Source organism: Ectothiorhodosinus mongolicus (assembly GCF_022406875.1).
Lineage (GTDB): Bacteria > Pseudomonadota > Gammaproteobacteria > Ectothiorhodospirales > Ectothiorhodospiraceae > Ectothiorhodospira > Ectothiorhodospira mongolica.
The window spans coordinates 1,388,950-1,414,818 of sequence record NZ_CP023018.1; the positions used below are offsets into that span (position 1 = coordinate 1,388,950).

Below are 25,869 nucleotides of genomic sequence, written 5' to 3' on the forward strand. Positions count from 1 at the left end.
GTGACATCAAAAGAGATAGACCATGGCCGGACACAGTAAATGGGCCAATATTCAGCACCGTAAAAACGCCCAAGACGCCAAACGCGGCAAGCTGTTTACCAAGCTGATCAAGGAGATCACCGTGGCCGCGCGCATGGGCGGCTCCGATGCCAACACCAATCCGCGTCTGCGCCTGGCGATTGATAAAGCGCTGGATGCCAACATGACCAAGGACACCATCGAGCGTGCGACCAAGCGCGGCGCGGGTGAACTCGAAGGCATCAACTATGAAGAAATCCGCTACGAAGGCTATGGCCCGGGCGGTGTCGCGATTATGGTGGATTGCATGACCGATAACCGCAATCGCACGGTGTCCGAAGTGCGTCACGCCTTCACCAAATGCGGCGGCAATCTCGGCACCGATGGCTCGGTGTCTTACTTGTTTGAAAAAACCGGGGTTCTTAGCTACCCCGCCGATCAGGATGAAGAGGCGATCATGGAGGCGGCTATTGAAGGCGGCGCCGATGATGTTTTGGTGCACGAGGATGGCTCGATGGAAGTGCTGACTTCGCCCGATGCCTATGACGGCGTGCGTCAGGCGCTGCTGGCGGCCAATCTCAAGCCCGAGCACAGCGAGGTCACCATGCGCGCTGGTACTGCCAGCAGTGTCGATGTCGACACCGCGCAACAGGTCTTAAAGCTGTTGGATATGCTCGATGATCTTGATGATGTGCAAAATGTCTACACCAACGCCGACTTCCCCGATGAGGTGATGCAAGGGTGAGCGCTGCGCCGCTGCGGATTATCGGTATTGATCCCGGCTCGCAGATCACCGGCTTTGGCATTCTCGACACCGATGGGCGCAGCAGCGTGCATGTGCACAGCGGTTGTATTCGTCTGCCCACGGGCGACTTTCCGCAGCGCTTGGGCGTGATTTTTCGTGAACTCGATGCCATCATCGCCACCCATCAACCGGCAGTGATGGCCATTGAACAGGCGTTTTTGGCGCGCAACGCCGCGGTGGCTTTAAAACTTGGCCAAGCCCGTGGCGCCGCTATTTGCGCCGCGGTGAATCGCGGTTTGGATGTTAGCGAATATGCCCCGCGGCTGATCAAACAAGCGGTAGTCGGCTCGGGTAGCGCCGTCAAAGAACAGGTTCAGCATATGGTCATGATCATGCTGGCGCTTACTCGCCGCCCGGCCGCTGATGAAGCCGATGCCCTCGCCGCCGCCCTGTGTCATGCGCACATTGGTTCGAGTTTGGGCCGCCTGCCGCAAGGCTTTCAACGGAGACGCAGACGATGATTGGACGTTTAAGTGGCACCCTCATCGAATCCCAACCGCCGCATTTGTTACTGGATGTTGCGGGTGTGGGCTACGAGATCGAGGCGCCTTTATCGACTTTTTATAGCCTTGCGTCGGTCGGCAGCGCAGTCGTGCTGCACACCCATTTGCATGTGCGTGAGGACGCCCACGTCTTATACGGCTTTGCGACCCTGGCCGAGCGCAGCTTGTTTCGCACCCTGATTAAGGTCAGCGGCGTCGGTGCGAAAATGGCCTTGGCAATTTTGTCGGGCATGAGCGTCGAGGCGTTTCATCAGTGCGTCTTGGCCAACGATGCCACCACCCTGACCAAGCTTCCCGGCATTGGCCGCAAAACCGCTGAGCGCCTGTTGATTGAGATGCGCGATAAAGTCGATGCCAGTATTGCTGGTAGCGCGGTGGGCCTGCCTGGAGGTGCTGCGCCGCCGCCACAAAGCCCCGTGAACGACGCTGTCGCCGCGCTGATTTCTCTAGGCTATAAACCTCAAGAAGCCAGTCGCTTGATCAGCCGCGTCGAAGGTGAGGCCGATAGCAGCCAAGAATTGATTCGTTTGGCTCTCAAGGCCACGCTCAAGACCTGATAGAATAGCGCCATGACCCAGGGCATTCTCACGGCAGAGCAAGAAGGCGACGACGCAAGCCTGGAGCGCTCGATTCGCCCGCAGCGTTTGGCCGATTATGAAGGTCAGCCGGTGGCGCGCGAACAAATGGAGATTTTTATCCACGCCGCCCGTGAGCGCGGTGAGGCGCTGGATCATGTGCTGATTTTTGGGCCGCCGGGCTTGGGGAAGACTACCTTATCGCACATCATCGCCCATGAGATGGGAGTGAATCTGCGGCAAACCTCAGGGCCGGTTTTAGAACGCCCTGGGGATCTGGCGGCGATTCTCACCAATCTAGAAGCCCATGACGTTTTGTTCGTCGATGAGATTCATCGGCTCTCGCCGGTGGTTGAGGAAGTGCTGTATCCGGCGATGGAGGATTTCCAACTGGATATCGTCATTGGCGAGGGTCCAGCGGCGCGCTCGATTAAGCTGGATTTACCGCCTTTCACCTTGGTGGGCGCCACCACCCGCGCTGGCCTTTTGACCTCGCCACTGCGCGATCGCTTCGGCATTGTGCAGCGCCTAGAGTTCTACAACACCCCGGATCTGACCCGCATTGTATTGCGCTCTGCCGGCATCCTCGGCGCCCAGCTCGAAGAGGATGGCGCTACCGAAATCGCCCGTCGCGCCCGCGGTACGCCACGTATTGCCAACCGTCTGCTGCGTCGCGTACGCGACTATGCACAAATCCGCGCCGATGGTCATATTGACGCGGCGGTGGCCGAAAAAGCCTTGGATATGCTCAACGTCGATGCCCATGGCTTTGATTCTCAGGACCGGCGCCTGCTGTTGGCGATTATCGAGAAGTTCGATGGGGGCCCGGTGGGTATCGATAGCTTATCTGCGGCCATCGGTGAGGAACGCGGCACTATCGAAGACGTGGTTGAACCCTATCTCATCCAGCAAGGCTTTATGATGCGCACCAACCGCGGCCGCATGGCTACCAGTCATGCCTATCGCCATTTTGGTCTGCGCGTCCCGGACGCGCTATCCGCGCGGGCAGCACAGCCCGAACTGTTCAATGAGGACGAGGAGCGCCATGAGCTTTGACTGGCCGATCCGCGTCTATTATGAGGACACGGATGCCGGTGGGGTGGTCTACCACGCCCGTTATCTGCACTTTATGGAACGCGCCCGCACCGAGTGGCTACGTCATGCTGGCTTTGACCAACGCGCTTTGGCCCATGAAGCGGGTGTGATTTTCGCGGTACGCGATCTGCAGATCGATTTTCATCGCCCGGCGCGGCTGGATGATGTCTTGCGGGTGCACACCGAAGTCGCTGAACAGCGCCGCGTCAGTTTCAGTTTCGACCAAAAAATTTTTACCGACGCCGCCGCTGACGCGGAACTGCTGTGTCATGCGCGCGTCAAAGTAGCCTGTTTAAATGCGCAAAGTTTTGCGCCGCAGGCGATCCCTGAGTCTATTAGCAGCGCTCTGGCTGCAGGAGCTCCCCCGTTGTGAGTGTCGATCTCTCTCTTTACCGCCTGATCCTTGAGGCCAGCTTGATTGTGCAGCTGGTGATGGTGATCCTGGTGCTGGCCTCAGTGTTTTCCTGGATGATCATCGTCCTCAAGTGGCGAGTGCTTAAAGCCGCGCGTCAGGCGGCCGATGAGTTTGAGGACCGCTTTTGGTCCGGCGCCGATCTCAGTCACCTTTATGATGGCCTGCGGCGGCGTACTGACATCGCTGGCATGGAACATGTGTTTTCCGCTGGCTTTAAAGAGTTTTTGCGCGGTCGCGCCACTCCCTCCGGCGATACCGAAACCGTCAGTCAGAACACCCAACGCGCCATGCGCGTCTCCATCTCCCGCGAAGGGGACACGCTTGAGACCTATCTCAATTTTCTCGCCACCGTTGGTTCTACCAGCCCCTACATCGGCTTATTCGGGACCGTCTGGGGCATCATGCATGCCTTTATTGGCCTCTCCGGTGTGCAACAAGCGACTTTGGCCATGGTCGCCCCGGGTATTGCTGAAGCCTTGATTGCCACCGCGCTGGGGCTGTTTGCGGCCATTCCCGCGGTGATTGCCTACAACAGTTTTTCGGGTCAGATCGATCGCTTGTTGGCTCGCTATGACAACTTCTCCGACGAGTTAGCGGCCCTGCTGCAGCGCCAGCTCAGCGGCGCAACCGCGGAGGAGGTGCGCAGCTAATGGCCGCCGTCGCCGCCAATCGCCTGCGCCGCAGGCGTTCGATGTCGCAAATCAACGTCGTGCCTTTTATCGACGTGATGTTGCTGCTGCTGATTATCTTCATGGTGACCGCACCGCTGTTACAGCAAGGGGTGGAGGTCGATTTGCCCACCGCTGATGCTCAGCCTTTGGAAGAGAGCATGAATCAGCCTGAGCCGATTGTGGTCACTGTGACCCGAGACGGGCGCCTGTTGTTAAATCAAGGTCCACAGAGCGGGGTGCCTTTAGAGGCGCCCGAGCTGCGTGTGGCGATTGCTGAGCTTTTGGTCGATAAGCCCGGTGCGGATATTTTTGTGCGCGGCGATCGTTTTGTGGATTACGGCCGGGTTATGGACGCCATGGTCAGTGTGCAGGCAGCCGGCGGTGGTCGTGTGGGCCTACTCACTGAGCCCGGCGACTCGAACAGTCAGGATAGGCCCTAATGTGGCAGCTGCTGCGCGCGCATCGGCGATTGTTTGCAGCCGTGCTGAGTGTGCACGTCGTAGGTTTTTTGGCATTGGGTGTGAATCTGCAGTTCGTGCCTAAGCTCACCCAAGCGGGTGATCCAGGCGCGCAGCAACGCGAAGAGGCGCCGCCAGCGCCCATCGTCGAGGCCACAGCGGTGGACGCACAGCAGTTTGACGCTATCCAAGAGCAGCGTCGCCGTGCTGAAGAAGCCGAACGCCGGCGTCAGCAAGAAGCCGCGCGGCGTGCCGAGCAAGAGCGCCGTGCCGCCGAAGAGCGCCGCCGCCAAGAAGAGGTAAGGCGTCAGGCCGAAGCCGAGCGCCAGCGTCAGGAATCCGCGCGCCGGGAAGCCGAAGCCAGACGCCAGGCCGAAGAAGTAGCCAGGGCCGAAGAGGCGAGGCGTCAAGAAGAAGCCAGACGCGCAGAAGAAGCGCGGCGGGCCGAACAAGAACGCCAAGCGCGTATTGCTGAAGAACAAGCTGCTGAGCAAGAGCGCCGACAGGCGGCGCTAGAAGCCGAAGCGCAGCGCCTGTCAGAGATTGAGGCGCAGCAACAGGCCGCGGCGCGGCAGCGGCAGTTGGAACGTCAGCGCGGTGACTATGTCGCAGCGATTCGTCAGGCGGTGGAGCGACAGTGGCGCCCGCCGTCCGATTATCGCCAGGGACAAAGCGCCGTGGTATTTGTACGCCAGACCCCTGGCGGCTTTATTCAGGATGTGCGCGTCGAGCAATGTGATGGCGGCGCGTTGTTTTGTGATTCGGTGGAACGGGCGGTGCGCTTGGCTGAACCCTTGCCGCAGCCTGCTGACCCCGCCTTGTTTGTCCGCGAGATCCGATTTAGATTTGAGCCATGAGGCCCTTGATGTTTGCCAAGCTGCGATTGTTTTTGTTGCTGTTTCTGCTGCTACCCCTGAGCGCGCAAGCAGCGCTTGAGGTGCGCATCACCCAAGGCGTCGAGGGCGCTGTGCCCTTGGCCATCGTGCCCTTTGGCGGTGAGGGTGGCGGCGAGTTAGCGGCGGTGATCCGTGCCAATTTAGAGCGCAGCGGGCGCTTTGACGGTCTGGATACATCGGCCATGCCCCAGCAACCGCAAGCCGCCGATCAAGTCGATTTCGCGCGCTGGCAGGAGACCGATCGCGAATATCTGGTGGTCGGTGGGATCCGTCCCAGTGGGTCGGGGCAGGTAGCCGTGCGTTTCCAATTATTGGATGTCGCCTCAGGACGCCAGCTGGTGGGCTACAGTATTCCCGCAACACCCGCCACCTTGCGCCGCGCGGCGCACATGGTAAGTGATTTGATTTATGAGCGCCTGACCGGTCAGCGTGGGGCGTTTGATACCCAGGTGGCCTACATCAGCGTCACGCGTGAGGGCCAGCAGCTGCGTTACGCTCTTCAGGTGGCTGATGCTGACGGGCACAACCCGCAGGTGATTTTCCGCTCTAGCGAGCCGGTCATGTCACCCGCTTGGTCACCGGATGCGCGCCGCTTGGCTTATGTCTCCTTTGAAAACGGTCAGTCAGAGATCTTTATCCAAAACCTAGCCACCGGTGAACGCCAGCGCATTGCCGCACATGAGGGCATCAACAGCGCGCCAGCCTTCTCACCCGATGGTCGCCAGCTGGCATTAACCCTATCGCGCGATGGTCAGCCAGATATTTATGTGATGAATCTCGCCGATCAAAGCCTGACGCGTTTAACCAACAGCCGTTCAATCGATACCGAGCCGGTATGGATGCCCGATGGTCGCTCGATTGTATTCACTTCCGACCGTGCCGGGCGTCCGCAGCTCTATGAGGTGCCAGCGCGCGGTGGTAACGCTCAGCGCCTCACTTTTGAAGGAACCTACAATGCTCGCGCGGCCGTCGCCGCGGATGGTCGGCGCTTGGTCATGATGCATGGCAGTGGCCGCGGTTATCAGATCGGCCTTTTGGATCGCGATACCCGGCAAGTGCGGGTCTTGAGCCGCGGTCGCAATGACGAATCACCCAGTTTCGCACCCAATGGCAGTATGATCATCTACGCCACCACCGAGGGCGGTCGTGGCATTTTGGCAGCGGTCAGTGATGACGGCCGCGTTCATCAGCAACTGGTGCTGGCGGAGGGAGAGGTTCGTGAACCCGCCTGGTCACCATTTTTGGATTAATCCACCACACTTTTTTTGAGGGTTTTGATCATGCAACGGCCCAATGCGGTAACTACCGCCCTAAAGCTTTTTGTGATTTTGCTGCTGGCTCTGACGTTGGCGGCTTGTGCCAGTAAAGACCGCCCGCGTCCTGGGGATGTCGCCGCCGATGGTGAAGCTGTCGGAGTCGATACCGAAGTGCGGCCTTTGGGCCGTGATGGCCGGCCGATTGCCGGACCGATGGGTGCGCCCGGTAGTGCCATCTCGCAGCGCTTGGTGTATTTCGATTTCGACCGCGATGCTATTGCCAGTGAGTTTCTGCCGGTGGTGAATGCTCACGCCGAGTACCTCGCCAACAATCCTCAAGCGCGGATTCGCCTTGAGGGCCATACCGATGAGCGTGGTTCCCGCGAATACAACTTGGGTCTGGGTGAGCGTCGTGCTATGGCGGTGCAGCGCCAGATGCTGTTGCAGGGTGCCCGTGCCAGTCAGATTCGCGTGATCAGCTATGGCGAGGAACTGCCCGCGCAAATGGGCAGTGATGAGCAGGCGTGGGCGCAGAATCGCCGCGTTGAAATCGTCTATGAGCGAGGCTCGCAATGACGGCGGCAACTCCAAAGCTTCGCCTGATCGTTTTGGGTGCGCTGTGTCTGGCCTTGGTTTGGCCAGGCACAGCCCTCACCCAAAGTCGGGATGTGCAGCAGCGCTTGGAGCGAGTAGAGCGCATCATTGATGGTGAAGCTTTCCAAAATATGGCGCAGCTGATTCAAACCCTAGACCAAGAAAATCGTGCTCTGCGCGGCGAGCTGGAGACCCTGCGTAATGAGCTGGATCTGGTGCGCAATCGCCAGCGTGAGCTCTACATGGATCTGGATCGACGTCTAGAGAGCCTGGCCCAAGACGGCGTCGCTCAGCCGGCACCGGCCGCCCAAGCCGCTGAGCCTGAGTTTGGTGAAGTCGTGGTGGATGCTTTGGTGGATGAACGCGCTGCTTATCAGCGGGCTTTTGATACCCTGCGCGAGGGACGTCACAGCGCAGCGATCGAGGGCTTTCGCGGGTTTCTCGAGACCTATCCCGACAGCCACTTAGCGGCCAACGCCCAGTACTGGTTGGGTGAGGCTTATTACGTCACCCGCGATTTCGCTCAGGCGTTAGAGACTTTTGAGCGGGTGCCGCGTGCCTATCCCAATAGCGACAAGATACCGGATGCACTCCTGAAAATTGGCTTTGCGCATTACGAGTTGGGTCAGTGGGAACAGGCCCGCACCGCGCTCAATCAAGTCGTGCAGCGCTTTCCGGATGGCACGGTGGCGCGTTTGGCCAATCAGCGCTTAGCGCGCATGCGGGATGAGGGGCGTTAGTTTTGGGTGAAGTCGCCGCAGCGCAAGAACTGCGTATTACCGAGATTTTCCTCTCCATCCAAGGTGAGTCCGCCAGTGTCGGCTGGCCTACCGTATTCGTGCGGCTGACCGGCTGTCCTCTGCGCTGTGTGTATTGTGATACCACCTATAGCTTTACCGGTGGAGAGCTGATGACGCTAGAGGCAATTCTTGATCAGGTCGAAGCCCATGGTGTTTCGCATGTTTGTGTGACCGGAGGCGAGCCGCTGGCCCAACCCGAGTGCTTGGATTTACTCACCGCGCTGTGTGATCAGGGCTATCAGGTTTCCTTAGAGACCAGCGGCGCATTGGATATCAGCCGGGTCGATCCGCGGGTGATGACGGTTATGGACTTAAAAACCCCCAGCTCTGGCGAGGCGCATCGCAACCTCTTAAGTAATCTGGCCCACCTTAAGCCCACCGATCAAATCAAGTTCGTCTTGGCCGGTCGTGAGGACTATGATTGGGCGGTGGATCAGCTCAGGCAGCATGATCTAGCCAGTAAAGCCCAGGTGCTGTTCTCACCGGTGTTTAAAGACCAAAGCCCGGCTGATCTGGCCGAATGGATTCTTCACGACAAGCTGCCGGTGCGCATGCAGTTGCAGCTGCATAAGCTGCTTTGGGGCGAGGCCCGTGGCCGCTGAAGCGTTGGTTGCTGGAGCCAAACCCGCCGTGGTGTTGTTGTCCGGCGGTATGGACTCGGCCACGGTATTGGCTCTTGCCAAAGCGGAGGGGTTTGCGTGCCATTGTCTGAGTTTTCGTTATGGCCAGCGTCACAGTGTCGAGCTGATGGCCGCGCAGCAACTGGCCAGCGAGCTCGGCGCCGCTGAGCATCGCATCGTTGATTTGGACTTGTCGCTGTTTGGCGGCTCAGCCCTGACTGACGCCAGTATCGCTGTGCCCGAGACCCCGGGGGAGGGGATTCCGGTGACCTATGTGCCGGCGCGCAACACCATTTTTCTCAGTATCGCTTTGGCTTGGGCCGAGGTGCTGGGCGCTCGAGATATTTTTATCGGCGTCAACGCCGTGGACTATTCCGGCTACCCCGACTGTCGGCCAGAGTTTATTCGCGCCTTCGAGGCCATGGCGCAGCTGGCTACGCGCCAAGGCGTGGAAGGTGCAGGGCCGTGTTTTCGCACACCCTTAATCGACTTATCCAAGGCGCAAATTATTCGCCAGGGTGTCGCTTTGGGTGTCGATTTTTCTAAGACAGTTAGCTGTTATCAGGCTGATCATGAGGGTCGTGCTTGTGGTGTATGTGACGCCTGTCGGCTGCGCGCCAAAGGCTTTGCCGATGTTGAAATGGCCGATAACACGCGTTATCGCAGCCAGCCCCCTGCCACGTCTTAATTCCTTCTGCTAATATTGATAGATCGCAATGTTCTACCGGCCGCTGTCGGCCGGGCGTTTTAATTGCCTAGGAGCGATAACAATGGGTTTCGAGAGCTTCTCCTCAGCTGCCACCACCGTTTTGGCCCTGATATTTGTATTGGCCTTTATTCTTGGGGCGGTAGCCAATAAGACCAACTTCTGCACCATGGGGGCGGTTTCGGACTGGGTGAATATGGGCGATTTATCGCGTATGCGCGCCTGGATTCTCGCAATGACCGTGGCTATGTTGGGGGTGGTGCTGCTCGAAGCCAGCGGTGTTTTGAGCGCCGACGGAGCTTTCCCGCCCTATCGCTCGCCCCAATTCAACTGGATTGAACACCTCTTAGGCGGTGTCTTATTTGGTATCGGCATGAGCCTAGCCAGTGGTTGCGGTAACAAGACCTTGGTGCGCATCGGCGGCGGCAATATCAAGTCCGTGATGGTGTTCTTGGTGATCGGCATCATCGCCTACTTCATGATCAACCCCTTCCCAGGGACCTCCACTACTCTGTATTCGGCGTTGTTCTTCCCCTGGACCAGCCCGCTGGCGGTGAATATGGGCGCTGGCCAAGATCTGGGCTCCATTGTCGCGGGCGCTGAGGGCGCTGTGAACGCGCGCTTGGTGATCGGCCTGATCCTCGGTGCGGCGCTTTTGTACTTCATTTTCAAGAGCAAAGATTTTCGCACCAGTCTCGATAATGTCATGGGTGGTTTGGTGGTTGGTCTCGTGGTGATCGGCGCTTGGTATGTCACCAGCACGGCCATGATCGATGACGGCATGGATCAGTACCCGCTGCAGAGCTATGTGCAGGAATGGGACTTCTTGGCCGATGGCCCTGAGGGTCGCCCGGCTGAAGCCATGCCCTGGGCCTCTCAGTCATTTACTTTTATTAACCCCATGGCTCAGACCCTGCGCTATGGTGGGTCGGGCTTTGACAATGCCGTGCTCTACATCGGCGTGATGGCCTTGGTGGGCGTGGTGCTGGGCTCTTTGTTCTGGGCTTTGGTCAGTAAGGGCTTTCGCATCGAGTGGTTCGCCTCGGGCAAAGACTTTGTGAACCACTTCATTGGTGCAGTGCTGATGGCGTTTGGCGGCGTGCTGGCGATGGGCTGCACCATCGGCCAAGGCGTGACCGGGGTTTCGACTCTGGCGCTGGGTGGCATGCTCACCTTCGTCAGCATCGTCTTTGGCTCAGCCCTGACCATGAAAATCCAATACTACAAGCTGGTCTACGAAGAAGAAGCCAGCTTTGGCAAGGCTTTGGTCACCAGTTTGGTGGATATGAAGATGCTGCCCGCCGGCATGCGCAAGCTCGAAGCAGTTTGATTTTTCGGCCTTAGGCTGTATCATCTGGCCCCTCGAAGCACGGGGCCATGCCCCCAGCCGCATTACGGGTCGTTAGCTCAGCTGGTAGAGCAGTGGACTTTTAATCCATTGGTCGTAGGTTCGAATCCTACACGACCCACCATTTCCAAAAATGGGGACAGACCCCTTTTTTAAAAAATGGGGACAGTCCCCATTATTTTGCGGAGATGCTTTGATGAAACGACTCACCACTTTGATTAGCTCAGCCCTGCTGTCTGGGGTTTTGGCGTTCTCCTCTGTCTCGGCAGGCGGGCATGCCGCCCAAGCCTACGAGCAGATCCTCGCCACGCCGCTGGATATTCAGATGCCCAACCGCACAGTGCTGGGTCAGGAATATCGCTTTCCCACCGGTGAGCCCGATATTCGCGGCTTTTTGATCGAGATCCCGGTTGGCAAAGAAACCTCTTTGCACACCCATGCCATACCGCTGTTGGCTTATGTCGTCTCCGGAACCCTAGAAGTGGACTACGGCAGCAAAGGTAAGCGCACCTTCGGCCCCGGATCTACCTACATCGAGGCCATCGACTGGTGCCACGTCGGCCGCGCCCTTGGCGATGAGCCCGCCATCATCCTCGGCTTCTACCTCGGCAGCGACGACCCGCCGCACCCCCTCGCCACCGACTGCTAAGAATGGGGTCAGACCCCAATTGGGGTCGGGTCTGCTAAAAACCGGGACAGACCCCTTTCAAGTCGCAAAATCAATCCGTTAGCCCAACTTGACTAGATGTATCCGAACGGATACGCTATGACGTATGTATACATTCCTTCTTACGCCAGAGTTTGATAAATGGCTGAAGAAGCTTCGAGATCCAATAGGAAAAGCTCGAATAATCGCCCGTATCCGTTCTGCTGAGGCAGGAAACTTCGGCGATTGCGAACCTGTTGGGAAGGGTGTCTCAGAGATGAGGGTCCATTATGGACCTGGATACAGGGTGTATCACGTAAGAAACGGCGAGACAATATATCTTCTTCTGTGTGGAGGCAGTAAATCAACTCAGAAGAAGGACATCAAGAACGCCCATGACCTTGCTGAGAGATATAGAGAACATGCTAATGACTAAATTAACCAAATTTGATGCCGCAGAATACCTGGATAGCGAGGAGGTAATCGCAGAATACCTCAATGCTGCGCTAGAAGACAAAGATCCAAATATATTTCTGGCAGCAATTGGTGATATCGCAAAGGCACGAGGAATGACGGAACTAGCCAAGGAAGCTGGACTCGGTCGGGAGAGCCTATACAAGGCATTAACTCCCGGAGCAAAGCCGCGCTATGATACCGTTTTGAGAGTAATACGAGCACTAGGCGTAGAGTTGCATACCGTGCCAGTACATCAGAACCCAATTCCAACCAGGCGCTCCAGTGGACGCGCTAGCGCACGCCGCTGAGCGCGTCATTATGCGTAATGAGTATATTAAAGCTGAATGGTTCCTAGGAGGTGACTTGTGCGCGATATTGAGCCTGTAACGCCCGGTGAGTTGCTAAAAGAAGAGTTTCTTGAGCCTATGGAGCTCTCTCAGTATCGCCTTGCCAAAGAAATTGGAGTGCCGGCTCAGCGTATTGGGCAAATCATTGCTGGGAAGCGCTCTATAACGGCCGATACCGATCTGCGACTCTGTCGTTTTTTTGGGCTATCCAATGGCTACTGGCTTCGAGCGCAAGCTGCTTATGATACTGAGGTGGCGGAAGATGCTTTGGCCGAGCAGCTGAGCCGCATTCGACCCTGGAATTCGGTCTCACCCGCAGATCACAGGGCATAGCAGTGTCATCCGGCTATACTTGTTTTCCCTGGCTGGGATGTCGAGCATGATTCCGCCGCATAACAATCTCAAGCAGGCTAACGGCTCCTAGGAGCCGTATCTGTTTTGAAGCGTTATGCGCATTAAATTAAGAATGGGGTCAGACCCCAATTGGGGTCGTACCCCATCTCTGAAACCGAGGTCTCTATGAGAAATAAAGCATCCTTTATGGCAGTCGTGGCTGCGGTCTTTTTGCTGGTTTCAGCATCAGTATTCGCATGCACCCGCGCCGTCTACCAAGGGCTTGATGACCTCGTTCTCACTGCTCGCTCTATGGATTGGCGGGATGAGATACCGGCCAATCTTTGGTTGTTTCCGCGGGGTATGGAGCGCAGCGGCGAAGCCGGCCCCAATTCTGTTACCTGGACTTCTCAATACGGCAGCATCGTCACCAGCGCCTTTGATATCGCCAGTACCGATGGCATGAACGAAAAAGGCCTTGTCGCCAATTTGCTGTGGCTCGCTGAGTCCACCTATCCGGAATTCGGGCCCGATCAACAGGGGCTGTCGGTGGCTGCTTGGGTGCAATACGTATTGGATAACTTCGCCACTGTCGAAGAGGCTGTCGAAGCACTGAGGCAAGAGTCTTTCGTGGTCGTCTCGGCAGATATTCCCGGTACTGATCGGTTCGCATCACTGCACTTATCCATCTCGGATGCCACCGGGGATAACGCCATTTTCGAGTACATTGATGGCGAGCTGCAGATTCACCACAGTCGGGCTTATACGGTGATGACGAACTCACCGCCATTCGCCAGCCAGTTGGCCTTAAACGAATACTGGAAGCAAATTGGTGGCTTGACGATGTTGCCCGGTACTAATCGCGCCGCTGATCGGTTCGTGCGTGCATCGTTCTATATGGACGCCATCCCAAGAACCGGTGATGAGTCGATTGCTGTAGCAAGCGTATTTAGCGTCATCAGAAACGCATCAGTTCCGTTCGGCATTTCATCGCCCACCGAGCCCAATATCGCCTCGACCCGCTGGCGAACCGTCTCTGATCACAAGAATCTCGTGTACTACTTCGAGACCGCGCTCAGCCCCAACACATTTTGGGTGAACCTCAAGGATGTTGATTTCAGCGAGGCCGAATCAGTGCAAAAGCTCTCGCTAGACCATAACCAAATCTACAGCGGCAACGCCGTAGACCGATTCGAGCCGGCCCGGCCATTCGAGTTCGCCGGCCTGTAAATGGGGTACGACCCCGATTGGGGTCTGACCCCATCTATAAAAATGTAAAAATGGGGACAGACCCCTTTTTTTATAAAAACGGGGACAGACCCCTTTTTTAGCTGAAGAGTGCCGCAGCGGAATCAGCAGTTAAGATACCTTCGGCCCATTGACGCAGCTGATCTTCGTTGGCATCGGCAGCAAGCGGCGCGTAACGCTTGACAGCCTCAGAGCCGAACTTCAGCTCCACCAGGCGCATCAGCATATCGACCTCTCCCTGGCGATGGCCCGTTTGTAGGCCCTTCTCAAGACCCTGCTCATGGCCCTTCTCAAGACCCTGCTGAAGGCCGCGCTTGTGTTGAATTCGCTCTGCAGTTGTTACGTAGGGCATGTGTTTGCTCTCCCTGATTTTCTCGATTTGCTGATAGATGCGCTCTTCATCCGGTTCGGGCAGTCGCATCATCCAATCAATGAGCCGGTACAGTTGATTGATGTCTTCTCGATTATAGCCAAGCTCATAAAGCTGTTTCAGTAGCTGAAATTTCCATAGCTTTCGCCGCCCGAGAGTCCTTTCGGTTTTCTCCCGGATCTGCGCCATGATACTTATCGACATACTGGCGTCCCTGCTCGGCATCGCCATCCAGTGCCTGCAGCTCCTTATCCAGAAACTCCACAGGCTGCGCCCAATCCACCTGCGCATGCACTGAAGGGAACAGCAGCGCCATAAACGGCTCGAAATACACCTCCAGCGCCTCCTTCCACGGACTGTCATGATCCGCAGAAGGGACATCCTTGTCCTCGTCCATAAAACCTCCCTGTCCAAAAAACGCAAAAAATGGGGACAGACCCCTTTTTTCAAGAAATGGGGACAGACCCCTTTTTTAGCCGAAGAGTGTCTTGGCTGAATCAGCAGTTAAGATACCTTCGGCCCATTGGCGCAGCTGTTCTTCGTCAGCTGATGCAATGACGCCATTGTATTCCTCAGCTGTGGCCTCGCCGAACTTTAGAGTGACCTGTCGCATCAGCATATCGACCTCTCCCTGGCGATGGCCTTTTTGCAGGCCCTGTTTAAGGCCCTCTTGAAGGCCCAGCTCGCGCTCCACACGTTCTGCAGTCGTGACATATGGCATGAGTTTTTGCTCCCTAATGGTTTTGATTTCCTGGTAGATGCGCTCTTCATCCGGTTCGGGCAGTCGCATCATCCAATCAATAAGCCGGTAAAGTTGATTGATGTCTTCTCGATTATAGCCAAGCTCATAAAGCCGTTTCAGTAGCTTAAATTTCCAAAACTTCCGACGCTCGAGAGTCCTTTCGGTTTTCTCCCGAATCTGCGCCATGACAATGGGCGCGAACACGTTCCGGCTAGCCTCTAGCTCATCCCATTTATCGAGCCAGTCCAATAACTTACGCACAGGAAACCGAAAAGAGACCGAGCAGCCCCAGAGTTCATTCTCATATTTCGAGGGTCTGAATGATGGCCGATCGTCCGCCAATACAGCCAGGCTCACCACCGGTATCGAAAACTTATCCTCTAGGCGTGCGTAGTAACGGTGCATGCGTCTAGCAAATGAGCTATCGGGCGACCCTTGCACCTCGACGTGTACCACTACCCAAGCGTCGAATCCAGATAAAGCCCGCACCTTTACGAGCTTATCAACGTACTGCCGTCCCTGCTCGGCATCGCCATCCAGCGCCTGCAGCTCCTTATCCAGAAACTCCACAGGCTGCGCCCAATCCACCTGCGCATGCACTGAAGGGAACAGCAGCGCCAAAAACGGCTCGAAATAAACCTCCAGCGCCTCTTTCCACGGACTGTCGTGATCCGCAGAAGGGACATCCTTGTCCTCGTCCATAAAACCTCCCTGTCCAAAAAATGGGGACAGACCCCTTTTTTAGCCGAAGAGTGTCTTGGCTGAATCAGCAGTTAAGATACCTTCGGCCCATTGGCGCAGCTGTTCTTCGTCAGCTGATGCAATGATGTCTTTGTATTGCTGAGCGACCTCCACGCCAAACTTTAATGTGACCTGCCGCATCAACATATCGACTTCACCCTGGCGATGGCCTGTCTGTAAGCCGCGTTTGTGTTGAATTCGCTCTGCAGTTGTTACGTAGGGCATGTGTTTGCTCTCCCTGATTTTCTCGATTTGCTGATAGATGCGCTCTTCATCCGGTTCGGGCAGTCGCATCATCCAATCAATAAGCCGGTAAAGTTGATTGATGTCTTCTCGATTATAGCCAAGCTCATAAAGCTGTTTCAGTAGCTGAAATTTCCATAGCTTTCGCCGCCCGAGAGTCCGCTCGGTTTTCTCTCGGATCTGCGCCATGACAACAGGCGCGAATACATTGCGGCTGGACTCGAGCTCGTCCCAATTGTCGAGCCAATCCAACAACTTACGCACAGGAAACCGAAAAGAAACCGAGCAGCCCCAGAAATCATCCACATACTCGGAGGGCCGAAACCCAGGCTTGGCATCAGCCAAAACGGCCAAACTCAACACGGGCATCGAGAATTTATCTCGAAGTCGCGCGTAATAACGGTACATGCGCTCAGCAAAGGAGCCATCAGGGCTTCCTTGCACTTCAACATGCACGACCACCCAGGTCTCGATGCCCGATAGAGCCCGCACCTTTACGAGCTTATCGACATACTGCCGTCCTTGCTCGGCATCGCCATCCAGCGCCTGCAGCTCCTTATCCAGAAACTCCACCGGCTGAGCCCAATCCACCTGCGCATGCACTGAAGGGAACAGCAGCGCCAAAAAAGGCTCGAAATAAACCTCCAGCGCCTCTTTCCACGGACTGTCGTGATCCGCAGAAGGGACATCCTTGTCCTCGTCCATAAAACCTCCCTGTCAAAACCAAAAACTGGGGTACGACCCCAAGTTGGGGTCTGACCCCATCTATAAAAACGGGGACAGACCCCTTTTCTATTCGAAGAGTGCCGCAGCGGAGTCGGCGGTTAAGATGCCTTCGGCCCATTGGCGCAGCTGTTCTTCGTCAGCTGATGCAATGATGTCTTTGTATTGCTGAGCGACCTCCACGCCAAACTTTAATGCGACCTGCCGCATCAGCACATCTACCTCTCCTTGGCGATGGCCTTTTTGCAGGCCCTTCTCAAGACCCTGCTCAAGGCCACGCTTGTGTTGAATTCGCTCTGCAGTGGTGACGTAGGGCATGTGTTTGCTCTCCCTGATTTTCTCAATTTTGCGATAGATGCGCTCTTCATCCGGTTCAGGCAGGCGCATCATCCAATCAATAAGCCGGTAAAGTTGATTGATGTCTTCTCGATTATAGCCAAGCTCATAAAGCCGTTTCAGTAGCTGAAATTTCCATAGCTTTCGCCGTCCGAGAGTCCGCTCGGTTTTCTCCCGGATCTGCGCCATGACAATGGGCGCAAACACGTTCCGGCTGTCCTCTAACTCGTCCCAACGCTCCAACCAATCAAGGAGCTTACATACAGGGAATCGGAAAGAAACCGAGCAGCCCCAGAAATCATCCACATACTCGGAGGGCCGAAACCCAGGCTTGGCATCAGCCAAAACGGCCAAACTTAATACTGGCATCGAGAATTTATCTCGAAGTCGCGCGTAATAACGGTACATTCGCTCCGCAAAGGAGCCATCAGGGCTTCCTTGTACTTCGACATGTACCACCACCCAGGTCTCAACTCCTGAGAGAGCGCGCACCTTCACCAGCTTATCGACATACTGGCGCCCTTGCTCGGCATTGCCATCCAGCGCCTGCAGCTCCTTATCCAGAAACTCCACCGGCTGCGCCCAATCCACCTGTGCATGTACCGAAGGGAACAGCAGCGCCATAAACGGCTCGAAATACACCTCTAGCGCCTCTTTCCACGGACTGTCGTGATCCGCAGAAGGGACATCCTTGTCCTCGTCCATAAAACCTCCCTGTCCAAAAAACGCAAAAAATGGGGACAGACCCCTTTTTTCCAGAAACGGGGACAGACCCCTTTTTTCACAATTGCCCCCCAAGCGGGGTCACACCCTATGTGGCTCAGCCCACATGGTTAAGCCCGTAGACTTAAGGCTAGTCCATGACTAGCCAAAGAAAACCCAAAACCCGACAGGTAGGCCTATTTCAACGATCAGCGGGCCCAAACCAGTGGGGTCGTGCCCCAGTCCTCAGCCAAATGGGGTCGTACCCCAGTCCTCAGCCAAATGGGGTCGTACCCCATCGGAGAGAGAAAAATAAATCTGTCCCCATTTCATTAAAAGCGCGGGCTGCGCTATATTTCGCCATTATGGCCAACCGTCGCATCAACAAGTCGCTGCTCGCTGCCTCCATGGCGGCGCTCGCCTGCGTGCCTGCGACGGCCCTAGCCAGCGGCGCCATGACCGCTAACACAGCCACGACTGCCGAAACCCGCCTGCAGGCCTGGCACGAATCCAGCAGCAACTGGCTCATGGGCGGCGCCCTCATCGGCGCCCCTGAAACCACCCCCCTGTTCGGCGCGCCCGACCCGCTGGCTCGGCGCAACGAAAACCGCGTCCGCTACCTCAGCCCCTCATTTGAAGGCCTGCGCGTCATGAGCTCGTACACCACCGATTTCGCCCACACGCGCTCACCCCACAGCGAAGAGCCCGAAATCAACGCCTACTCACTGGCGGCCGCCTACGAATTCGGGCCGCTGTTTCTCACCGCCGGCTATGAGCGCCTGAGCTCGGTCACCCTGCGCACCGGTGAAGACGACGCCGATGCCGGCAGCAGCCGCATCAACCCCAGCGCCTGGAAGCTCGGCGGCGCCTACCAGATGGATGACCTGATCCTGGCCGCCGCCTACGAGCGCCTAGAAGTACCCTCGAGTATCAGCAGCAGCCGCAACACCTGGCATCTGGGCGCGCGCTATGGTTTGGGTCAGGCCTACCTGATGGGCTCATTCAGTCAGTCGGGCGACAACGACCTGCGCGACATGAGCTTTGATTCCTGGGCCCTTGGCGGCGGTTGGGACTTCTCCAAGCGCACCGGACTTTATGCCTTCTATGCACAGATGGACGGCGACGATCGTTCGCTCTCTGGCCTGTTCGGTCAGGGCGGCAGTCAGGGCAGGGGCATGAACAGCGGCTTAGCCGACAGCGACAACCCTGCTAGCGGCCGCAGCCAAAAAGCCACGGGCTTCCAGGTAGGTATCTGGCATCACTTTTGAGCCAAGCGGCAAAAGCCGTGCTTTTTTGCTACAGACAACATGACATAACTGTCATGTCATGACATAACTGACAAAATATCTGACTGTCGCAAATCCGCAACCTAATAAAATCAATCACTTACGAAGTTGGCACGCTTTCTGCATAGAGTAAGGCGTCGCACCTGCGACAAAAACTTATAAACTCTCTGCAGAGGATTGAATCAATGAAGAAAACTGTACTGGCATTTGCCGTTGCAGCCGCCATGGGCGTTCCCGCCGTAGCCGCTGCTGATACCACCCTGTATGGCCGTTTCAACGTGTCTTTGGACCATGTTGACGATGGCGCCAACAAAGAAACTCTGATGACCAATAACTCAACACGTTGGGGTATTCGCGGATCTGAAGATCTTGGCGGTGGCCTTAAGGGTGTGTTCCAGATTGAGTCTGCTGTTGGGTTTGCGGGTAATTCTTCCACTGATGTTGGTGGGCGTAACACATACGTAGGTTTAGGTGGTGATTTCGGTGAAGTTCGTTTAGGTCGCCACGATACCGCTTACAAGTTATCCACGCTTCGTATGAATTTCTTCGCTGACACCAACGGCGATATGTACAACGTGTTTGGTACTGTTGGTGGAGGCGCAACAACGGGGGAGACTGGCTTCTATGACCGTCAAGACAACACCATTTTTTACCAGAGCCCCAATATCAATGGCTTTAGTGCGATGGCGACCTACTCAATGGATTCGTCAGTAGCCTCAAACGAAATCAGCAGTGACGGTAAAAAAGTTCTTTCCTTAGCGGGTACCTACGCTCAAGGTCCTATGGTCCTGATGGCTGCATATCAGAAAAAAGATGAGGCTTTCGGTGCAGGCGAAGACGGGGTCGCATGGAAAATCGGTGGCACGTATGTTATCGATGACGTCACTTTGACTGCCGGTTATGAAAACATCGATAACGACACCAATAGTCGTGGCGCCTTCCATCTGGGTGCTCGTTATAGCTTGGGTCAAACGTACTTGATGGCTTCTTACACCCAAGCCAACGATCTAGTTAGCGACGATGGTGCCAAAATGTACGCTTTGGGAGCAGGCTATAACCTTAGTCGTCGCACGGGCGTTTATGCGGTTTATGCTCAACTGAAGAATGACAGTGTCGATGGTTTATACAATATGAACAAAACCGGTTCAGGCAATGGATTCAATATCGCCAGTGGAGAAGACACTGCGAAAAGCTTCCAAGTCGGTGTGTGGCACAACTTCTAAGTCAAGCCTTGCGCTTGGTTAGAAGCGGATAACGCCACTCTTTGAGTGGTGGTTCCAAAAGGCACGGCAGGGTTTTCCTGCCGTGCTTTTTTTTGGGCTACAATTGCCTCCCATGCCTGTTCGACAACTCCTGATCATCCAGTACTGCACGGTGCTGGTTATGGCGGCGCTTTACACTCCGCAGCCTTTGCAGCCGGTGCTCGCTGCGCACTTTGGTGTGGGGGAGAGTCAGGCCTCGCTGCTGATTGCGGTGACCATGCTGCCTTTGGCGATTGCGCCGATCTTTTATGGCTTTTTATTACAGCGCTGGTCGGCGCGGCGGCTGCTGCAGGTGTCGCTATGGATTTTAGCCTTGGCGCAGGTCTCGGTGTACTTCGTGCAGCACTTTGAGGTGCTTCTTGGGATTCGCTTTATTCAGGGCCTGGCGATTCCGGCCATGCTCACAGGGCTGATGACCTATGTGGGCGCCAGTGCCGCTGAAGGACAAATCGCCCGGGTGATGGCCATTTATATCGCCTCAACGGTGATGGGCGGGTTTTTGGGTCGAGCGCTGTCGGGGATTTTTGCCGCGAATTGGGGTTGGCGCTGGTCGTTTTTAATCTTTGGTTTGGCATCCATCATAGGGGCCTTGTTGCTCACTCGCCTGCGCGCTGATCCGCCGGTGAAGTTTCAAAAGCTGGGCCTTGAGCCGATTCGCGCGGTGCTTTCGCATGGGCGCTTCTTGCGGCTGTATATCGTCGTGTTCTTGTCGTTTGGGGCGTTTGCTTCGGTGCTGAACTTCCTGCCGTATCGTTTGGTGGAGCTCGATCTGGGGCTGTCTGAGGCGGGTATTGGCCTGATGTATTCGGGCTATCTCATGGGTGTGTTGGTTTCCTTGGTATCGCTGCGCGTGGCCTCGGGGATTGGCGGGACAGTGAATGCCATGCTCTTGGGCTTGGTGATATTGGCGCTGGCGATGCTGTTTTTCGCGCAGCAGCCGTTGTGGCTGTTGTTCACCGCGACGTTTGTGTTGTGCGCGGGGATGTTTCTGTTTCATTCGCTGGCGCCGGGCTTGATGAATGAAACGGATATCGGTCATCGCGGCGTGGTGAATGGGCTTTATGTCTCGTTTTATTACTCGGGCGGAACGGTGGGGTCGTTCTTGCCGGGATTCGTGTATCAGGGTTTTGGTTGGTATGCGTATCTGTGGTTATTGGTGGCGTTGATTAGTATTGCGGGGGCGATGTTGTGGACAATCCGCCGGCCAAGGCCCGCCGCGGCGGGATAAGGATTTGATGATGCAGGTTTGCCCTGAGAAAAACTTGTGCTAGATTCGAGCGTTCTCACTCAAACCAATTAGAAATCTCTGTGGAGGAGACCAAGCATGTCCTTATTCAAAGGCCGCTTCTTTAGTGCCGCTGTTGCTGTGGGGGCCACGATGGCTCTGACCATGGCCAGCATCACCCCAGCCGAAGCTCAGCGTCAGACGCTGCGTTTTGCTACCTCAAACGTCGGATCCTATGGCTATGCCGTGGGTAACGTCCTCTCTGAAACCCTGCAGCGTGAACTGGGCCGCGGTTATGCCGTGGTGGTTCAGCCTTACCCGTCTACCTCCGGCGCCATGCGCTCGGTGATGGATGGTGATGGCGAGTTCGCGTACACCGCTGATGTGGGTATGCGAAGCCTGTACGACGGCGACCGTCCTTATGATAACTACAACCCGCGTCGTGGTCGTTTGGTGCACACCTTGTATGTTTACCCCATGGAAACCTTCATGTTGGTGGCCGATGGTCGCAAGGGTGAGTTCAACTCTTATAAAGACTTTGACGGTAAGCCTGGCTACTACACCCCGGCGGGTTTCATGAACTGGCTGAACATGCGTCGTGTATTCGCGGCTTTGGGTTATGAGTTCAACCACGTGGAAATCGATAACACCACCGTGGCGGATGCTTATGAAGCCGGTACCATTGATGGCTCAGCGGGTTACACCACTGCCGGCGTGTCGCTGCCGACCTACTGGCGTGAGGCGGAACTGCGTGCCAACTTGGCTGCCGTGAACCCTTCCGATGAGGAAATGGAGCGTCTGCGTTCTGCCGGTCTGAACCCCGTGCGTGTTGATCCTTCCAAGGCGTTTAGCCAGGATCTGGGTACCGACACCATCTGGGCAGTGCCGATCTACTTTGCTTATAACGTGCGCGCTGATATGGACGCGGGCTTAGTCGAGCAGGTGCTGGATATCCTCTATGCCAACGTCGATAAGCTAGTGGAAGGCGATGCGGGCTTTGGTCCTTTGGCGGCTGACTTTGTCGGCACCCAGGCCGCGGGCGTGGCTGCCAACCCCGATATCCCGGCGCATCCTGGCTTGGCCGCTTTCCTGCGTAAGCATGGTCAGTGGAACGATGCTTGGACCGTTGCGCAGTAAGTTGGCGCGCATAGGTTCTTGGCATTAATGCAAGAAGGGGCGGGAACGGCTAGACACTGTTCCCGCCCTTTTTATTGAGTAGGCCGGACGCGGATTGATGATGCAACGTGTGATGTCTTTGTTTTCTTTGCGCAACGTGACGTTTGTGACGGGCGCTATCCTGTTCTTCGCGCTGATGGAGTATTTCTTCAGTGGCGCGGGCGGACAGCGTTATCTGGCCGTGCGGCTATTGCCGTTGGCGGTGATTGTGCAGATTTTGTATCTGTATCAGGGCCGCTATCTTTATCCACGCCTACCGGTGGCGGTCAATCATGCCGCCGTGGTGCTGTATATCGGCATCTGTTTGTGGGCAATGTATTACCTGACGGTGAACTTTGAAGACATCGCCATTTGGCGTCAGGCGGCCTACAACACCCAAGACTTCATCACCGGGCTTTTGATCCTTTTGGTGGTGATGGAGCTTTCGCGAATTATTCATCCGGTGCTGTTCTATGTGAACGTGGTGCTGGTGTTTTATGCCTTGTATGGCAACTACAGTCCGATTGATTTCTTCTGGCATCCGGCGGTCAGTCTTGAGCGCTTGGTGACCTCGAGCTCGGTGGAGTTCTCCACCGGGATTTATGGGCGTTATACCCAGCTTTCTCTCACCTTGATTGCGGCGTTCTTGTTGCTCGCGGCTGCGGCCTCGGGGTTTGGCGCGCAGCGGGCTTTGGTGGAGGTGATGCGCCGCATTGCCGGGCGCTCGCGCCACACCATCCCGCAGACCGCCGTGCTGGCCTCGGTGTCGGTAGGTATGGTCAGCGGTTCCGGCTCGGCCAATACCGCCGTGACCGGCAGCTTCACCATCCCCTTGATGAAACGCTATGGCGTGCCCGGGACGTTTGCGGGTGCGGTGGAGACCGCCGCCTCGATGGGCGGGCTGATCATGCCGCCGCTGATGGCCGTGGCCGGCTTTTTGATGGCCGAGTTCCTGGGAGTTCCGTACTGGGATGTGGTGGTGCGCGGCTTTGGGGTGGCCTTTGTGTACTTCGTGTCGCTGATTTTGGCGGTGTATTTGTTGAGTGTGCGCTTGCTCCCGAATACGCCGGTGCAGGTCGAGCAGGTGCCTTTGTATAACTGGCTGCGTACGGCGATTTTCTTCTCCGGCATCATCTTCTTAATTCTCTTGATGAGTGTGTTTGGCTATGGCGCGATGCGCGCGGCTTTGTACACCTCGGGCGTGATTTTGGTGACACTGCTGTTTGCTTGGTTGTATTTCAAATACGTGTTGAAAGACGAGGCGCTCAAAGAAGAGACCCTGTGGGGGAATCTGCGTCTGGCGATTGAGACGCATGCGGAGATGGCCGCCTATCTCACGGTGTTGATGGCGACGCTGGGCATCATGGTGGGTCTGTTCACGGTGACCGGCTTTATTACGCGTATGGGATCGCTGCTCATTCAACTGGGTGAGTTTCATATTATCGCCACCATTCTCATGGCCTGGGTGTTTGGTTGGCTGGTGGGGACGGGTCTGCCGCCGACGGCGACTTATATCATCGTTGCGGTGATTATCGTGCCGCCGCTGCGCCAGCTCGGGATCGATCCTTGGGTGGCGCACTTCTTTGCCTTCTTATTGGCCATTTGGGGTGAGTTGTCGCCGCCGACCTCGTTGACCGCGGCGGTGGCGGCGAAGATCGCTAATGCCTCGTTCATGAAGACCATGTGGGAGGCCCTAAAGATTTGCTTGCCCATCACGGTGATGTCTTTCGCGATTTTTGTGCGCTCGGATATGGTGGTCAATCCTGGGTGGGGGCAGATCACCGATGTGCTGTTGGTGGCCGCGGGTACGGCGGGGATTACCTATGCCGTGTTTGGTCAGTTCTTTGAGCACAAGGGCGCTAATGGCGGGATTCGGGCGGTGATCGCAGCTTTGTCGTTTATCGTCATTTTCCATCCCGACGATATGGTGGCGGCGGCGGCGGCCGTGGTGGTGGTGCCCATGCTTTTGGTGGGCGTGAAGCGCCATGGGCGTTTGGCGGCGGTGTCTGAGGAAGAATCCGAGCGCATCCGTGAGCGCCTTGAGGCGGAAGATCGCGCTGCCAATGAGGGCCGGGCTTAGGCTTTATTCGGGCGCCAGCTCGATTAGCTGCCAACGCGAGAGCACGGGTTGGCCGCGGACCTCAAGCCCTAACTCGCGCAGCCAGTCGGCCACCACCCGATTGGAGTTGTGGCGCAGGGTGTAGCGCCTGGGGTGCTGCACAAACCATAGATCGAGCTCGGGGCGGTAGGCCAAGGTGTCCTGATTGGCCTGATACAGCGTGTTGAGGCGATCCGTGAGCGCTTGAACGCGCTGCGCATCCACCGTGAGCGGAATCATGTCTTCGATGCCGACGATGAGCACGCGGCGGATTTCGCTGGGCTCGGCGGCTACGGTCAGTTGTTGCCGGCCTAAGGCCGCGCGACTCGGGATGATCAGCGCTTTGAGCGCATGGCCTGGGCCGGTGAGCCCCTCGGCATAAAACGCCCAGTCGCCATAGGAAAAGCGCAGGCTTTGCTGATCCGATGTGGGTAACACCAAGCTGGAGTGGCGGCCATGATCGATGAGCAATACCTGCACAGCGGTTTGCTCGGGTGGGGGTTTTTGCACGATCACCGCACCACAGCCGGTCAACAGCAGGCTTGCCGTCAGTAGGGCGGCGATGGCGAGAATGGGCCTTGGCTTTGGTGTCATGGGTTTTGTCGGTTCTGGGATGGCTCGGGTTAACAGACGGTCGAGTTTCCAGTATAAATGGTCTGTTGCCAATCTTTGGGGGTGCGGGTTTTGCAATCTTGGTTCGCGGTTCGATGTAAACCCAAAGAGGATCAGCGTGCCGAAGAGAACTTGGCGCGTCAGGGCTTTGACGTGTTTCATCCGCTGGCTCGCGTCAAGCGTCGGCGTCAGGGTAAATGGGGGATGTTTGTGGAATCCCTGTTTCCTGGCTACGTGTTTGTTCAGTTGGATAGCGTGAACGATAACTGGGCGCCGATTCGCTCGACCCGCGGGGTTTTGGGTTTGGTGCGCTTTGGGGGTATCCCGGCGCCGGTGCCGCACGAAGTGATTGATGAGATCCGCTCGCAACAAGATGCCGAGTTTGGGTGGCTGGATTTAACGCAGCTCAAACCGATGCGCGAGGGACAGCGCTTGCGCATCATTGATGGCCCGTTTATGGGCCAGGAAGCGCGCTTCCAAAAGCTGAATGGCCAGGATCGCGTGCTGGTGCTGCTGAACATCATGCAGCAGTCGGTGCAGGCGGTGCTGCATCGCGACCAGGTGCTGGAAGCAGAAGCCTAACA

31 protein-coding genes and 1 tRNA gene are annotated in these 25,869 nt (G+C 56.5%); 26 read left to right on the top strand and 6 right to left on the bottom strand.

Annotation, left to right across the window (positions count from 1 at the left end; translation table 11 throughout):
* The first annotated feature begins 22 nt into the window (after positions 1-22).
* The 20 genes from CKX93_RS06650 (at position 23) to CKX93_RS06745 (ending at position 13,772) form a co-directional block, all read left to right on the top strand.
* Complete coding sequence (locus CKX93_RS06650; RefSeq protein WP_076755866.1) at positions 23-763, top strand: YebC/PmpR family DNA-binding transcriptional regulator; 741 nt, start codon at positions 23-25, stop codon at positions 761-763.
* Positions 760-1,284 (top strand): crossover junction endodeoxyribonuclease RuvC, encoded by a 525-nt coding sequence (ruvC, locus tag CKX93_RS06655; RefSeq protein ID WP_234982829.1) that lies wholly within the window; start codon positions 760-762, stop codon positions 1,282-1,284. The genes CKX93_RS06650 and ruvC overlap by 4 nt, the downstream gene beginning before the upstream one ends.
* Positions 1,281-1,883: a Holliday junction branch migration protein RuvA gene (gene ruvA, locus CKX93_RS06660; RefSeq protein WP_076755867.1), complete on the top strand. Its 603-nt coding sequence runs from the start codon at positions 1,281-1,283 to the stop codon at positions 1,881-1,883. The genes ruvC and ruvA overlap by 4 nt, the downstream gene beginning before the upstream one ends.
* A 12-nt stretch (positions 1,884-1,895) precedes the next feature.
* The gene (ruvB, locus tag CKX93_RS06665) at positions 1,896-2,957 is read left to right on the top strand and encodes a Holliday junction branch migration DNA helicase RuvB (RefSeq protein WP_076755868.1); all 1,062 of its coding nucleotides are present in this window, start codon (positions 1,896-1,898) and stop codon (positions 2,955-2,957) included.
* Positions 2,947-3,369: a tol-pal system-associated acyl-CoA thioesterase gene (gene ybgC, locus CKX93_RS06670; RefSeq protein ID WP_200799821.1), complete on the top strand. Its 423-nt coding sequence runs from the start codon at positions 2,947-2,949 to the stop codon at positions 3,367-3,369. The genes ruvB and ybgC overlap by 11 nt, the downstream gene beginning before the upstream one ends.
* Complete coding sequence (tolQ, locus tag CKX93_RS06675; protein ID WP_076755870.1) at positions 3,366-4,061, top strand: protein TolQ; 696 nt, start codon at positions 3,366-3,368, stop codon at positions 4,059-4,061. The genes ybgC and tolQ overlap by 4 nt, the downstream gene beginning before the upstream one ends.
* Complete coding sequence (gene tolR, locus CKX93_RS06680) at positions 4,061-4,522, top strand: protein TolR (RefSeq protein WP_076755871.1); 462 nt, start codon at positions 4,061-4,063, stop codon at positions 4,520-4,522. The genes tolQ and tolR overlap by 1 nt, the downstream gene beginning before the upstream one ends.
* Positions 4,522-5,397 carry a cell envelope integrity protein TolA gene (tolA, locus tag CKX93_RS06685; protein ID WP_076755872.1) on the top strand — a complete coding sequence of 292 codons (876 nt, stop codon included), beginning with the start codon at positions 4,522-4,524 and terminating at the stop codon, positions 5,395-5,397. The genes tolR and tolA overlap by 1 nt, the downstream gene beginning before the upstream one ends.
* Positions 5,398-5,405: 8 nt before the next feature.
* Positions 5,406-6,686 carry a Tol-Pal system beta propeller repeat protein TolB gene (gene tolB / locus CKX93_RS06690; protein ID WP_143339936.1) on the top strand — a complete coding sequence of 427 codons (1,281 nt, stop codon included), beginning with the start codon at positions 5,406-5,408 and terminating at the stop codon, positions 6,684-6,686.
* Positions 6,687-6,716: 30 nt separating this feature from the next.
* Positions 6,717-7,268: a peptidoglycan-associated lipoprotein Pal gene (gene pal, locus CKX93_RS06695; protein WP_076755874.1), complete on the top strand. Its 552-nt coding sequence runs from the start codon at positions 6,717-6,719 to the stop codon at positions 7,266-7,268.
* On the top strand, positions 7,265-8,026 hold the full coding sequence (gene ybgF, locus CKX93_RS06700; protein WP_076755875.1) for a tol-pal system protein YbgF: 762 nt from the start codon (positions 7,265-7,267) through the stop codon (positions 8,024-8,026). Before pal ends, ybgF begins: the two co-directional genes overlap by 4 nt.
* Positions 8,027-8,028: 2 nt before the next feature.
* Entirely contained in the window at positions 8,029-8,688 is a 660-nt protein-coding gene (gene queE / locus CKX93_RS06705; RefSeq protein WP_076755876.1) for a 7-carboxy-7-deazaguanine synthase QueE, read from the top strand.
* A gap of 4 nt (positions 8,689-8,692) precedes the next feature.
* A complete protein-coding gene (gene queC / locus CKX93_RS06710; RefSeq protein WP_076755972.1) occupies positions 8,693-9,394 on the top strand; it encodes a 7-cyano-7-deazaguanine synthase QueC in 702 nt (233 codons plus the stop codon).
* An 82-nt stretch (positions 9,395-9,476) separates the two neighbouring features.
* Entirely contained in the window at positions 9,477-10,742 is a 1,266-nt protein-coding gene (locus CKX93_RS06715; RefSeq protein ID WP_076755877.1) for a YeeE/YedE family protein, read from the top strand.
* A 66-nt stretch (positions 10,743-10,808) separates the two neighbouring features.
* Positions 10,809-10,884, top strand: a tRNA-Lys gene (locus tag CKX93_RS06720).
* A gap of 72 nt (positions 10,885-10,956) precedes the next feature.
* Complete coding sequence (locus tag CKX93_RS06725) at positions 10,957-11,409, top strand: cupin domain-containing protein (protein ID WP_076755878.1); 453 nt, start codon at positions 10,957-10,959, stop codon at positions 11,407-11,409.
* A gap of 124 nt (positions 11,410-11,533) precedes the next feature.
* Entirely contained in the window at positions 11,534-11,842 is a 309-nt protein-coding gene (locus CKX93_RS06730) for a type II toxin-antitoxin system RelE/ParE family toxin (protein ID WP_076755879.1), read from the top strand.
* A complete protein-coding gene (locus CKX93_RS06735) occupies positions 11,802-12,170 on the top strand; it encodes an addiction module antidote protein (protein WP_338066004.1) in 369 nt (122 codons plus the stop codon). The genes CKX93_RS06730 and CKX93_RS06735 overlap by 41 nt, the downstream gene beginning before the upstream one ends.
* A 57-nt stretch (positions 12,171-12,227) precedes the next feature.
* Positions 12,228-12,542, top strand: a complete 315-nt coding sequence (locus CKX93_RS06740; protein ID WP_076755881.1) for a HigA family addiction module antitoxin — start codon at positions 12,228-12,230, stop codon at positions 12,540-12,542.
* Between the two features lie 207 nt (positions 12,543-12,749).
* The gene (locus tag CKX93_RS06745; RefSeq protein ID WP_143339937.1) at positions 12,750-13,772 is read left to right on the top strand and encodes a linear amide C-N hydrolase; all 1,023 of its coding nucleotides are present in this window, start codon (positions 12,750-12,752) and stop codon (positions 13,770-13,772) included.
* 97 nt (positions 13,773-13,869) lie between these two features.
* Here the strand turns inward: CKX93_RS06745 and CKX93_RS06750 are convergent, their stop codons facing one another.
* The 5 genes from CKX93_RS06750 to CKX93_RS06770 form a co-directional block, all read right to left on the bottom strand.
* Entirely contained in the window at positions 13,870-14,214 is a 345-nt protein-coding gene (locus CKX93_RS06750; protein WP_076755883.1) for an RpnC/YadD family protein, read from the bottom strand.
* A 52-nt stretch (positions 14,215-14,266) separates the two neighbouring features.
* A complete protein-coding gene (locus CKX93_RS06755; protein ID WP_076755884.1) occupies positions 14,267-14,557 on the bottom strand; it encodes a hypothetical protein in 291 nt (96 codons plus the stop codon).
* Between the two features lie 75 nt (positions 14,558-14,632).
* Positions 14,633-15,604: an RpnC/YadD family protein gene (locus CKX93_RS06760; RefSeq protein WP_076755885.1), complete on the bottom strand. Its 972-nt coding sequence runs from the start codon at positions 15,602-15,604 to the stop codon at positions 14,633-14,635.
* 39 nt (positions 15,605-15,643) lie between these two features.
* The gene (locus CKX93_RS06765; protein ID WP_240076650.1) at positions 15,644-16,591 is read right to left on the bottom strand and encodes an RpnC/YadD family protein; all 948 of its coding nucleotides are present in this window, start codon (positions 16,589-16,591) and stop codon (positions 15,644-15,646) included.
* An 87-nt stretch (positions 16,592-16,678) separates the two neighbouring features.
* A complete protein-coding gene (locus tag CKX93_RS06770) occupies positions 16,679-17,650 on the bottom strand; it encodes an RpnC/YadD family protein (RefSeq protein ID WP_076755974.1) in 972 nt (323 codons plus the stop codon).
* A gap of 155 nt (positions 17,651-17,805) precedes the next feature.
* On the opposite strand from CKX93_RS06770, the gene CKX93_RS06775 reads away from it, so the two are divergent.
* The 5 genes from CKX93_RS06775 (at position 17,806) to CKX93_RS06795 (ending at position 24,655) form a co-directional block, all read left to right on the top strand.
* Positions 17,806-18,915, top strand: coding sequence for a porin (locus tag CKX93_RS06775; protein ID WP_084178698.1), 1,110 nt, complete (start codon positions 17,806-17,808; stop codon positions 18,913-18,915).
* 203 nt (positions 18,916-19,118) lie between these two features.
* Positions 19,119-20,156 (top strand): porin, encoded by a 1,038-nt coding sequence (locus CKX93_RS06780; RefSeq protein WP_076755976.1) that lies wholly within the window; start codon positions 19,119-19,121, stop codon positions 20,154-20,156.
* A 112-nt stretch (positions 20,157-20,268) separates the two neighbouring features.
* Entirely contained in the window at positions 20,269-21,423 is a 1,155-nt protein-coding gene (locus CKX93_RS06785) for an MFS transporter (protein WP_076755977.1), read from the top strand.
* A gap of 96 nt (positions 21,424-21,519) precedes the next feature.
* Complete coding sequence (locus CKX93_RS06790; RefSeq protein WP_076755978.1) at positions 21,520-22,557, top strand: TAXI family TRAP transporter solute-binding subunit; 1,038 nt, start codon at positions 21,520-21,522, stop codon at positions 22,555-22,557.
* Positions 22,558-22,654: 97 nt separating this feature from the next.
* On the top strand, positions 22,655-24,655 hold the full coding sequence (locus CKX93_RS06795; RefSeq protein ID WP_084178699.1) for a TRAP transporter permease: 2,001 nt from the start codon (positions 22,655-22,657) through the stop codon (positions 24,653-24,655).
* 3 nt (positions 24,656-24,658) lie between these two features.
* Here CKX93_RS06795 and CKX93_RS06800 read toward each other — a convergent pair whose 3' ends face one another.
* On the bottom strand, positions 24,659-25,267 hold the full coding sequence (locus tag CKX93_RS06800) for a DUF2459 domain-containing protein (RefSeq protein WP_076755979.1): 609 nt from the start codon (positions 25,265-25,267) through the stop codon (positions 24,659-24,661).
* 81 nt (positions 25,268-25,348) lie between these two features.
* On the opposite strand from CKX93_RS06800, the gene rfaH reads away from it, so the two are divergent.
* Positions 25,349-25,867: a transcription/translation regulatory transformer protein RfaH gene (gene rfaH / locus CKX93_RS06805; protein WP_420828601.1), complete on the top strand. Its 519-nt coding sequence runs from the start codon at positions 25,349-25,351 to the stop codon at positions 25,865-25,867.
* The last annotated feature ends 2 nt before the right edge of the window (positions 25,868-25,869 follow it).